The 11615-nt window shown below is 73.5% G+C and carries 7 protein-coding genes; 3 read left to right on the forward strand and 4 right to left on the reverse strand.

What is annotated here, in order from left to right; all coding sequences use genetic code 11:
- Positions 1-19: 19 nt before the first annotated feature.
- A complete protein-coding gene (gene pcrA / locus ACH4U7_RS25260) occupies positions 20-2527 on the forward strand; it encodes a DNA helicase PcrA (protein ID WP_398530102.1) in 2508 nt (835 codons plus the stop codon).
- Positions 2528-2636: 109 nt separating this feature from the next.
- On the opposite strand, the gene ACH4U7_RS25265 is transcribed toward pcrA, so the two are convergent.
- Entirely contained in the window at positions 2637-4319 is a 1683-nt protein-coding gene (locus tag ACH4U7_RS25265; RefSeq protein ID WP_398530103.1) for a M23 family metallopeptidase, read from the reverse strand.
- A gap of 184 nt (positions 4320-4503) precedes the next feature.
- Positions 4504-5307 (reverse strand): alpha/beta fold hydrolase, encoded by an 804-nt coding sequence (locus ACH4U7_RS25270; RefSeq protein ID WP_398530104.1) that lies wholly within the window; start codon positions 5305-5307, stop codon positions 4504-4506.
- 414 nt (positions 5308-5721) lie between these two features.
- Between ACH4U7_RS25270 and ACH4U7_RS25275 the strand changes: the two genes are divergently transcribed.
- Positions 5722-6132, forward strand: coding sequence for a cobalamin B12-binding domain-containing protein (locus ACH4U7_RS25275; protein ID WP_385625438.1), 411 nt, complete (start codon positions 5722-5724; stop codon positions 6130-6132).
- Between the two features lie 370 nt (positions 6133-6502).
- Here ACH4U7_RS25275 and ACH4U7_RS25280 read toward each other — a convergent pair whose 3' ends face one another.
- Positions 6503-8755, reverse strand: coding sequence for a DUF5691 domain-containing protein (locus ACH4U7_RS25280; protein WP_398530105.1), 2253 nt, complete (start codon positions 8753-8755; stop codon positions 6503-6505).
- The gene (locus ACH4U7_RS25285; protein ID WP_398530106.1) at positions 8752-10206 is read right to left on the reverse strand and encodes an SWIM zinc finger family protein; all 1455 of its coding nucleotides are present in this window, start codon (positions 10204-10206) and stop codon (positions 8752-8754) included. Before ACH4U7_RS25285 ends, ACH4U7_RS25280 begins: the two co-directional genes overlap by 4 nt.
- 323 nt (positions 10207-10529) lie before the next feature.
- Here ACH4U7_RS25285 and ACH4U7_RS25290 point away from each other — a divergent pair, with 323 nt between their 5' ends.
- Positions 10530-11600 carry an AAA family ATPase gene (locus ACH4U7_RS25290; RefSeq protein ID WP_089512634.1) on the forward strand — a complete coding sequence of 357 codons (1071 nt, stop codon included), beginning with the start codon at positions 10530-10532 and terminating at the stop codon, positions 11598-11600.
- Positions 11601-11615: the final 15 nt, after the last annotated feature.

Here is an 11615-nt window from a genome sequence, read left to right on the forward strand (position 1 = left end):
GCCCTAGACTCGGTGAGCGATGAGCAGCCTCTTTGATGACAGCTTCCTGGCGGACCTCGGGCCCTCGGACGAGGAGCCCCCGCCGCCCGAGGACGACGGCGGGCCCGCCGCTGAGGACGTCCCGCACGACCTCTTCGACGGGAAGTTCGACGCGCCCGCCCCCAGGGAGGCGTACTACCGCGACGGCGCGGCGCGCCCCGCGGTGGATCCGGCCGCGCTCCTGGAGGGGATGAACGAGCAGCAGAGGGCCGCCGTGGTGCACACCGGCTCGCCGCTGCTGATCGTCGCGGGCGCCGGATCGGGCAAGACCCGGGTGCTCACCCACCGCATCGCCTATCTGCTCGGCGCGCGCAGCGTGCACCCCGGCCAGATCCTCGCCATCACCTTCACCAACAAGGCCGCGGGCGAGATGAAGGAGCGGGTCGAGGAGCTGGTCGGCCCGCGTGCGAACGCCATGTGGGTGTCGACGTTCCACAGCGCCTGCGTGCGCATCCTGCGCCGGGAGTCCAAGAAGCTCGGTTTCACGTCCTCCTTCTCGATCTACGACGCGGCCGACTCCAAGCGGCTGATGGCGCTGGTCTGCCGGGATCTGGACCTCGACCCGAAGCGGTATCCGCCCAAGTCCTTCAGCGCCAAGGTCTCCAACCTGAAGAACGAGCTCATCGACGAGGAGACCTTCGCCGGACAGGCATCGGACGGCTTCGAGAAGACGCTCGCCGAGGCGTATGTGATGTACCAGTCGCGGCTGCGCGAGGCCAATGCCCTCGACTTCGACGACATCATCATGACGACGGTCAATCTGCTCCAGGCATTCCCCGACGTCGCCGAGCACTACCGCCGCCGCTTCCGCCATGTCCTGGTCGACGAGTACCAGGACACCAACCACGCGCAGTACACGCTGGTGCGCGAGCTGGTGGGCCCGGGCCCGGTGGCCGCCGCCGATGGCGTTGGTGAAGGCGACGTCGGCGAGGGGATCGGGGCCGCCGAGCTGTGCGTGGTGGGCGACGCCGACCAGTCGATCTACGCCTTCCGGGGCGCCACGATCCGTAACATCCTCCAGTTCGAGGAGGACTATCCGGACGCCACGACCATCCTCCTGGAGCAGAACTACCGCTCCACCCAGACGATCCTCAGCGCGGCCAACGCCGTCATCGAGCGCAATGAGAACCGGCGCCCGAAGAACCTGTGGACCGACGCCGGCGCCGGGGCGACCATCACCGGCTATGTGGCCGACACCGAGCACGACGAGGCCCAGTTCGTCGCCGACGAGATCGACCGGCTGACGGACGCGGGCGACGCCAGGTCCGGGGACGTGGCCGTCTTCTACCGGACCAACGCGCAGTCCCGTGTCTTCGAAGAGGTCTTCATCCGGGTCGGGCTGCCGTACAAGGTCGTCGGCGGTGTGCGCTTCTACGAGCGCAAGGAGGTCCGCGACGTCCTCGCGTATCTGCGGGTGCTGGCCAACCCGGAGGACACCGTCCCGCTGCGCCGGATTCTGAACGTGCCCAAGCGCGGTATCGGCGAGCGCGCCGAGGCGATGATCGACGCGCTGTCGCTGCGCGAGAAGATCACCTTCCCGCAGGCGCTGCGCCGCGTCGACGAGGCGTACGGCATGGCGGCCCGCTCGGCCAACGCGGTCAAGCGGTTCAACGTGCTGATGGAGGAGTTGCGCACGATCGCCGAGTCGGGCGCCGGGCCGGCCACCGTGCTGGAGGCGGTGCTGGAGCGCACGGGCTATCTGGCGGAGCTCCAGGCGTCCACGGACCCGCAGGACGAGACCCGTATCGAAAACCTCCAGGAGCTGGCGGCCGTCGCCCTGGAGTACGAGCAGGAGCGCGGCGAGGAGAACCCGGGCACGCTCGCGGAGTTCCTGGAGCAGGTCGCGCTCGTCGCCGACTCCGACCAGATCCCCGACGACGACGCCGAGGGCGCCGGGGTCATCACGCTGATGACGCTGCACACCGCCAAGGGCCTCGAGTTCCCGGTGGTCTTCCTCAGCGGCATGGAGGACGGGGTCTTCCCGCATATGCGCGCGCTCGGTCAGACGAAGGAGCTGGAGGAGGAGCGGCGGCTGGCGTACGTCGGCATCACGCGGGCGCGCGAGCGGCTGTATCTGACCCGGTCGACGATGCGCAGCGCCTGGGGCCAGCCCGCGTACAACCCGCCGTCCCGCTTCCTGGAGGAGATCCCGGACCAGTACATGCGCTGGCAGCGGACCGGGCCCTCCACCCCGTCGGCGTCGATGGGCGCGGTCGGGGCCGGCGGTGCCGTCTCGGGGGTTGCGTCCTCGCTGTCCTCGTCGCGTTCGAGGGCGGGGTCCGGGGCCGGTGGCTTCGCCACGCGGCGGGCCAGGGAGCGGCCGGTGGTCGCGCTGGCCATCGGCGACCGGGTCACCCATGACGCGTTCGGGCTCGGCACCGTGGTTGCGGTGAAGGGCAGCGGGGACAACGCGGAGGCGACGATCGACTTCGGCGACGAGAAGCCCAAGCGGCTGCTGCTGCGGTACGCGCCGGTGGAGAAGCTGTAGGGGACGCCTGGCGGCCCCGGCGCCTGCGCCTACTGGGTGGGGGCCTGGGCGGGACTTGGGCCTGGCTGGGCCTGACTAGTGGGAGCCCTGGGCCTAGGAGGGCCTGGGGCTATGTCGGGTCGAGCCCATGGGAGCGCAGCCACGGCAGCGGGTCTATGGCCGAGCCGCCGCCGGGGTGCACCTCGAAGTGAAGGTGTGGCCCGGTGGAGTTGCCGGAGTTCCCGGAGTACGCGATGACGTCCCCGGCCTTGACCGAACCGGCCCGGATCTTGGCGCTGCTCAGATGGCAGTACCAGGTCTCGGTGCCGTCCGGGCTGGTCAATATGACCATGTTGCCGTAGGCGTTGTTCCACTGGGTGCGTACGGTGCCGTCGGTCGCGGCCATGACCGGAGTGCCGTAGCTGACCGGGAAGTCGATGCCGGTGTGCACGGACATCCAGTTGATGCCCGCCTGGCCGAAGCTGGCGCTCAGCCCGTGCTGCGCGACGGGCAGCGCGAATTTCGGCCGCAGCGCCTCCTTGCGGGCGGCCTCCTGGATCTTGCGCTGCCGCTCGGCGGCCTGGCGCGCCTTCAGATCGATCCGCTCCTGGGTGCGGCTGGCGCGGTCCCCGAAGTCATCGGCGCCCTCGAGGCCCCTGGCGAACTGGGCGTCCAGCTTGCTGTTGGCGACCGAGGCCTTGACCGGCGGGGTGTCGGAGGCGGCTTGGGTGGTCTTGGCGTCCTTCTTGTCGTCGCCGATGTTGGCGACGGAGGCGGCGGCCACGGCGGTGACGCCCAGCGCGCAGACGGACGGGACGGCGACGGTGAGGAGCGCCGAGCGTTTGGGGCGGGCCGAGGGGGCGCGGCGGCGGCTGCTGCGGCCGCCGTCCCGGCGGGGCGAGGGAACCGATACCACCTCGGGCGCGGCGTCCTCGAAGTCGGCGGCCGTGCCGCCTTCGTTGTGGGCGGCGGGGTCGGTGGGGTCGGCGGCGTCGGCCCTGTGGGCCGCGTCGGCCTCGGGCGAGTCGAGGTCCAGGGCCATCAGGGCGGTCTGGGTCTCGGCCTCGTGCACGGGCCCCGCCCCGGGTTCCGGCTCCGCCTCGGGAGCGGCGTACGGCTGCTCGGCGGACTGCTGATATCCGCCGTGCTCGTACCCGCCCTCGTGGTACTCGCTCTGGCCGTGCCCGTTCTGGCCGTGCCCGTTCTGGTCGTATCCGCGCTGGTCGTATTCGCCCTGGCCGTATTCGCCCTGGTCGTAGTGCGACTCGTCGACGGTCGCATAGGCGCTCATGTCCCAGAACTGGGTCTGGCCGGTGTCGACTCCCGACGTGTCGTACTGCCCGGTGCCGTCCCACTGGGCGCCGGCCGTCAGATCGTGGTGGCCGGTGGTGTCCCAGGCGGAGGCGTCCCAGTGGCCGCCGGTGTCCGAGCCCTGCTGGGCCGGGATGGTGCCGGCCAGCGGAACGCCGGAGCCGGCCCACATCGCGGTGGTGTCGTAGGTCCCGGAGTCATAGACGCCGGAGTCGTAGGCGCCGGTCGCGGCGCCCCACTGCGTGGCGTCGTACTGCCCGCTGCCGGTTCCGTCGTGCCCGGTCCCATAGCCGCCGCCGTGGTCGCCGGGGAGGGAGCCGAAGAGGGGGTCGCCATCGCCGTATGCGGCGGTGAGGTTGTCGAAGCTGCCGGTGGAGTAGCCGTCGTACCCGGCGTAGCCGTGCGCTGTGCCCTGCTGGTCGTATGCCTCGTAATACGGATATGAGGCGTCAGGAGCGGGGACGGTCGAGGTTGTGATCCCCGACGGGTGACGGTCGTTCACCACCAACTTCTCTTTCGCCTCGGCAGCAGGAGAATTAGCGGCGACTGTACCCGCCGGTTCGGGACGGCGACAATCTTCATCAGGTTTTGAGTAACGCCGGAACGGGCATTTGGCCGCCTTTCGGCTGACTGGCTGCCGTAATTTGGCCGGGTGTTCGATTACTGTTCGGCAACTTCCTGCCCCTTCACGCAACCGAAGCGGCATCGGAAGCGTCTGTCGGCGCCCCTTCGGCGGCATCCAGCGCCTCGCGGACTTCCGCGGCGATCGCATGGTGCACCGGGAGGGTGAGATGCCCGATTCCGCTGACGCGGATGTTGCGTGCCCGTAGATCCGGATGGTCGATACGGGCCGTCTCCGCGGGGATCATCAGCTGATCCACATCGCTCCAGAAGCCGATGAACCGAGTACGGCAATCGGGCGCGGGGAGCCGCAATTCCTCGATCACATCGGAATCCGGGCACATCTGGCGCACCAGCGGATGCGCGGACAGCAGGGGCGCGGTGCGGGTGCCGGAGTGCGGGGTGCCGAGGGTGACCAGCGTATGCACAAAGGCGTCCCCGCCCAGCCGCTGCACGTAGTAACGGGCGATCAGACCGCCCAGACTGTGCCCCACGACATCCACCCGGCTGTGGCCGGTGCGCGCGCGGATCTCCCGCACATGGCGGTCGAGCAGCTCGGCGGCGGTGCGGATATCGCAGGTCAGCGGGGAGTAGTTGAGCGCCGTCACATGCTGTCGGCCGTGCCGGCGCAGGGAGCGGCGCAGCAGGACGAAGACGGAGCGGTTGTCGATGAAGCCGTGCAGCAGGAGGACCGGGCGGTGGGCCTGGTCGTTGGTCGGTAGCCGGGTCGGGGGACCGGGCGATGGTGGTTCGGCAGCCGGCGGCGCGGCAGGTGGGCGCTCTTGGAGCAGGCCGGTCGGATAGAGGAGAAGATGCCCGGCGAGGATCGCCAGGTCGAGGACGGTAGCGCGAATCCGGGTGAGGCCCATGACGGCCGACCTCCTGAACGGCGCACGGGAGGCGGCACTGCCCCCGTGAGCCCTCGCGGGAAGCCTGCAGCGGGTGGACGGTGGTGGTGGACGTCGTGGTCGTGGCGGTACGACCGCGCCGTCGCACCGCGGCGCCAGGCGGCTCGTGCTGATGGCGCTGCGCGGTGCGACGGTCCCCGCTGCGGCTCCCCTGGTGGCCGGCCCGATGCGTGGGACCGCCTCGCGGCGGTCGAGGCGGAGGTGGGTGCGGCCGAGGTGAATGTGTCCCAGGTGTGATTTCCCCCTTGGCGCGCGCCGTGAAACTGCTGCGTGCGGGATGCTGTAGATAACGTTCGTTCACGTTCACGTCCCGCGACGGAGGTCCGCGAGATCCGCGCGCGACGCACCGCGGGGGATGACGACATGGAGGCTGCGATGGGTGTGACCGGTCCGATCCGTGTGGTGGTGGCCAAGCCTGGGCTCGACGGTCACGACCGCGGGGCGAAGGTCATCGCGCGGGCGCTGCGGGACGCGGGCATGGAGGTCATCTACACCGGCCTCCACCAGACGCCCGAGCAGATCGTCGACACCGCGATCCAGGAGGACGCCGACGCGATCGGGCTGTCCATCCTCTCCGGCGCGCATATGACGCTCTTCGCGAAGGTGCTTGAGCTGCTGCGGGAGCGCGACGCGGAGGACATCAAGGTGTTCGGCGGCGGCATCATCCCCGAGGCGGACATCCCTCTGCTGAAGGAGCGTGGGGTGGCCGAGATCTTCACCCCGGGGGCCACGACCACCTCGATCGTGGAGTGGGTCAGAGCGAACGTACGGCCGGTGGCCGCGTAACCCCGCGGGCCGCGCGGCGCGCGCAGGGTGGCCGCGCCTCGCGCCCGGTACGGCGCCGCCGAAGCGGATCCCGTGCCGCCCGGCCGACCGCTACGGCGCCACGGCGCACCGCGCCGCGCCCGCGCTGCGCTTCCGCGACCGAGTCGCGGGCGGGTCGCTGACGCGGCACGGCTTGCCGCGGCTCGGAGTCCCGGCGGGCCGTGGCGTGGTCAGCACCACCGACTGGTGATGCGTCGGTCGAGGTTCGCCCGGCAGCCGGCGGCCCGGTCGCAGCGGTCCGGTCGGAGCGGCCCAAGGGCGCCCCGATGGCGAAGCAGGCGCCCTGGTGTGGTCAGCGCGCAAGGCGCCGGACGGGCCGGCGGACGCAGCGCTAGGGGGCCGGTGCCGGACCGGTGGGTGCCGGACCGGTGGGTGCCGGACCGGTCGCCGCCGGGTGGGTCGGGGCCGGGTGGGTCGGCGCTGTGCCGGTCGGTGTTGCGCCAGCTGGTGGTTCGAGCTCGCGGCGCATCGCGGCGCGCAGCCGGAGCGTGCCCACCAGGCGCTGGAACGCCTCCGACCAGTAGCCCCCGGCGCCGGGCGAGCCGTCCGCCGGCTCGTCCGATATCGCGGTGAGCACTTCCAGCCGGTCGGCCTGGTCCGGGTCCAGACAGCGCTCGGCCAGCCCCATCACGCCGCTGAAGCTCCATGGGTAGCTGCCCGCGTCACGGGCGATGTCGAGCGCGTCCACGACCGCCCGGCCCAGCGGCTCGGCCCATGGCACCGCGCACACGCCCAGCAGCCGGAAGGCGTCGGACAGCCCATGGGCCGCGATGAAGTCCGCGACCCACTCGGCCCGTTCGGCCGGCGGCAGGGCGGACAGCAGCTTCGCCGGGTCGCGCCAGGACGCGGCGGTGGGCGGGGCGGCCCCGCCCGGGGCGGTCGGGGTGGTGGGCGTGGCGGCGGGCGGTGCGGACGGCGCGCCGAGCAGGGCGCGGGACCACTCCACATTCCGCTGGCGGACGGCCGCCCGGCACCACGCCGCCTGAAGGTCCGCCTGCCAGCCGTCGGCGACCGGCAGCGCCACGATCTCGGCCGCGCCACGCCCGCCGAACCAGTCGCTCCAGCGCTCCAGCGGGGTCGCCTCCACCAGCTGGCCGAACCACCACGCGCGCTCACCGCGCCCCGAAGGGGGCTTGGCCACGACGCCGTCGCGCTGCATGCCGCCATCGCATTCGGCCGGCGCCTCGATGGCGATGCCTCCGGCGGTGAGGGAGACGCAGGCCCTGGACCGCTCGGCCATCCGGGAGGCCAGCGCCGAGCCGGGGAGGGCGGACAGCAACTCGGCGGCTGTGGCCCGGACGTTCCGGCTGCGGTCGGTCAGGGCGTGTTCCAGGAACGGCTCGTCGGACGGTGAGAGATCGTCGCGGAGCGAGTCCAGGAACATCAGCCGGTCCTCGGCGCGCTCCATGGACCAGGAGCCGCCGAGCAGCGCGAGGCCGAGCTCCGGGTCGCGGTGGCGCACCGCCGCCAGCAGCGAGACCCGCTCGGCGAACAGGCCCTCCTCCCACTGGCGCTGTATGTCGACGGGCACGGCCGCCGGGGTGTCGCGGGCTGCCGCGGCGCCGGGCGTGGTGGACGCGCCGGGCGCGGCCGAACCGTGGGGAACGGCACGGCCGTGGGATGCGGACACGGCGGGGTCGCCTGACCCGGGTGCGGCGGGACCATCGGGGACGGCTGGGTCGGGCGTGGTGGCGTCGCCTGGTGTGGCCGGGCTGCCGGGCCGGGGCGCCGCGGCCTCTTCGGCAACCCTTTCGGCGGTGGTACCGGCGGGGACGGCGGACGTGTCGCCGGGGGCGGACGGGGGCGCGGGCGCGGCGGGACCATCGGGGACGGCTGGGTCGGCCGTGGTGGGGTCGCCTGGCGTGGCCGTGTCGCCGGGCCGGGGCGCAGCTTCTTCGGTAACCGCTTCGGCGGTGGTACCGGCGGGGACGGCGGGCTTGGGGCCGGGCGCGGTCGAGGCGCCCGGCGCCACCCGGGTCGCGCCCGCGGGGCCCATGGTCGCGGGGGCCGCGCCCGCGGCGGCATCCCGGGGGCACGGCGACGCTGACGCGTCAGCCGCCGCCAACGCCTCCGCCGCGCGCCCGGCACCGCTGCCGCGGAGCGCGAACCTCCATTCCGGGTTCAGCCGGGCCAGCCACAGGACTCGCGCCCCGCCGAGCGTCAGCGCCTCCGGGCGCAGATCGGTGCGCGCGCGGGCCGCGTCCAACAGGGACGGGAGGAGGGCGTCAGGCGCGCGGTAGCCGTACTGGTTGGCCATGGCGAGCCACTGCGGGAGCAGTTCGGCGAGGTCGGGCGCGGAGCGCCGGCCGCTGCCGGGGGCCGAGCGGCCGGCCAGCAGCATGGCCAGCCGGTTGCGGGCGGCTGGCGGAAGCGGCGGGCGCGGGTCCTCGGGCGCGGGGGCGGGGGCGGGCCGGGAGGCGGCGGGGCGCAGCCCGGCCCGCCGCCGTACGGTGCTGAGCGCGGCGGCGTCCAGCAGGGCGGCGGGCGCGTCCTGGCCGGGGCGCGGGGTGATGGGCGGGGTGCGGCGCTCGGTGCCGAGCAGGGCGGCGGCGACCAGGTCGTCCCAGGGTGCGGTGGTGCTCATGGCCTGCCTCCATACGGTGTCGATCCGGTGCCGGACGGGCTCTGGAGCGGGACGGGGGCCGGATCCCAGGTGGTGATCGGGGCGAAGCCGCGGTGGCCGCATTCGCCGAAGACCGTGACGGGACGGCCGCCCGAGATCGCGGTCAGCTGCCACAGGTCCGTACGCCCCATGCACCGGGGGTCGACCGGCAGGGCGGAGCCGGTCCGGGCGTCCGCCAGCTGCCAGCCTTCCTCGCCGCCCGGGATCGGGGTCACCCCCGCGAGGACGACCGGCCAGGCATCCAGCCAGGGGTCCTCGCGCAGCGCGTCCCCGTACGCGGCCAGGGCCGAGCCGATGTCACTCCCCGGAGGCACCGGCGGCGCCGCGGGCGACGGCACGGGGGACGGCGGCGGGTCCGGGCGGCGGGTGCCGAGCGCGGCGCGCAGTGGGCGCCCGGCCGGGTAGTACGTGAGGTCGGCGTCCAGCACGATGCCGACCGGCAGGGCCAGTTCGGGGGAGTGCCCGGCCGCGCCGAAGGAGAGCAGCAGGGCCATGCGGCCCGTGTCCTGGCCGCGCAGCCAGATCCGGCGCGTCGTCAGCTTGCCGTCGGCGCTGTCCTGCTGGCCGAGGACGAGCCAGCGGTCCCGGACGGCGGTGTCGGAGGACAGCAGCTCGGCCGTGGTCGTGGTGAGGCCGACGCGCGAGCGGGTCGTGGTGGCCAGCGCCTCCGGGAGCCGGTCCAGGCGCAAGAAGCCCTGGTTCAGCAGGTGGAGCAGGGCGCACTCCTCCAGCAGGCGCGCGGGCCAGCCCGGCCCCGAGGACGGGATGGCGCCCAGCTCCCGCACCCGGGCCTCCAGACCGGGCGCCTGCGCGTCCACCATGCGCGCGGCCGTCTCGTCCCACGATGCGTAACCGGCGTGATCGGCTCCGGCCAGACCCTCGCGGAGCAGATCCGCCAGACGCTGCTCCAGTTCGGTGGCGCCCGCGGCGATGCGCTGGGTGCGCCGCTCGGCCCGCCGCCGGGCCGCCTCCGGATCGGCGACGCCGCCCGGCTCCTTCCGCCCCCCAGCAGCTCCGGCGGCTCCGTCCGCGGCTCCGGCGACGGCCGTGGACGCCGCGCGCTCGGCGCGCTCCCGCCGCTCGCTGAGCCACTGCCCGGCCCACTCGGGCGGCCCCTCGACCTCCGGGACACCCCCGCCGCCCGCCCACAGGAGCAGCAGGCCGAGCGCGTGCTTGCACGGGAACTTCCGGCTCGGGCAGCTGCAGCGATAGCCCGGTCCGTCCAGGTCGACGACGGTCTGATAGGGCTTGCTGCCGCTGCCCGCGCACAGCCCCCACACACCCCGGCCATGCGCCCCCGCGCCCGACCACGGGCCGGGCGCGGCGAGCTTGCCACCCGCCGTGCGTGAAGCGGCGTCAGGAGCCAAGGCCAGCACCTGCTCCGCCGTCCAGCGTTCCCCCTGCGCATTCATGTCCTCGACGGTACGGGCACCCACTGACAACCGCCTTGACCTGCGGGTTCGTTGACGGTCGGGCTGGTTGTCAGTGGTGTGGTGCAGGGTGGTCGTTGGGTCCGGAAACGGACGGAGAGACGAGTCGTGGGGGAGCTGTGACCGTGCCTGTGCCCAGCGGAGACGAGACCGCCGAGACTGCTGAGACCGCCCAGATCCGCGGCGGCACCGACGCCGCCGACGCTGCCAATGCCGACGCTGCCAAAGCCGACGCTGCCACCCAGGCAGCCCAAGCCGCTGGAGCCGCCGACGACGGCACGCCGGAGGTCGTCGGAGGCGAGGCCCTGCGCCCGCACGCCGAGGACGCCTTCGCGGACGAGCTCAAGGCGCTCGCCGCGGCTGACGACCGCCCGCGGCCCGCCCGCTGGCGCCTGTCGCCGTGGGCGGTCGCGACGTACCTGCTCGGCGGCACGCTGCCGGACGGCACCGTGATCACGCCCAAGTACGTGGGCCCCCGCCGCATCATCGAGGTCGCCGTCACGACCCTCGCCACCGACCGCGCGCTGCTCCTGCTGGGGGTGCCCGGCACGGCCAAGACGTGGGTCTCCGAGCACCTGGCGGCGGCGGTCAGCGGCGATTCGACGCTGCTCGTCCAGGGCACCGCGGGCACGCCCGAGGAAGCCATCCGCTACGGCTGGAACTACGCCCAGCTGCTCGCCCACGGCCCCAGCCGCGAGGCGCTGGTGCCGAGCCCGGTGATGCGGGCGATGGCCGAGGGCATGACCGCGCGCGTGGAGGAGCTGACCCGTATCCCGGCCGACGTCCAGGACACGCTGATCACCGTCCTCTCGGAGAAGACCCTGCCGATCCCGGAGCTGGGGGAGGAGGTCCAGGCGGTCCGCGGCTTCAACCTGATCGCCACGGCCAACGACCGCGACCGGGGGGTCAACGAGCTCTCCAGCGCCCTGCGCCGCCGGTTCAACACGGTCGTGCTGCCGCTGCCCGCGACCGCGGAGGAGGAGGTCGACATCGTGGCCCGCCGCGTGGCCCAGCTCGGCCGCTCGCTGGACCTGCCGCCGGCTCCCGAGGGCGTGGCCGAGATCCGCCGGGTGGTCACGGTCTTCCGCGAGCTGCGGGGAGGGACGACGGAGGACGGGCGCACCAAGCTCAAGTCGCCGTCGGGCACGCTGTCGACGGCCGAGGCGATCTCCGTGGTCACCGGCGGACTCGCGCTCGCCGCTCACTTCGGCGACGGCGTCCTGCGGGCGGGCGACGTGGCCGCGGGCATCCTGGGCGCGGTGGTCCGCGACCCGGCGGCGGACCGCGTCATCTGGCAGGAGTACCTGGAGACGGTGGTCCGCGAGCGCGACGGCTGGAAGGACTTCTACCGCGCGTGCCGCGAGGTGAGCGCGTGAGTGCCGCCGCCACCC

This window comes from Streptomyces sp. NPDC020845 (genome assembly GCF_044334165.1).
Lineage (GTDB): Bacteria > Actinomycetota > Actinomycetes > Streptomycetales > Streptomycetaceae > Streptomyces.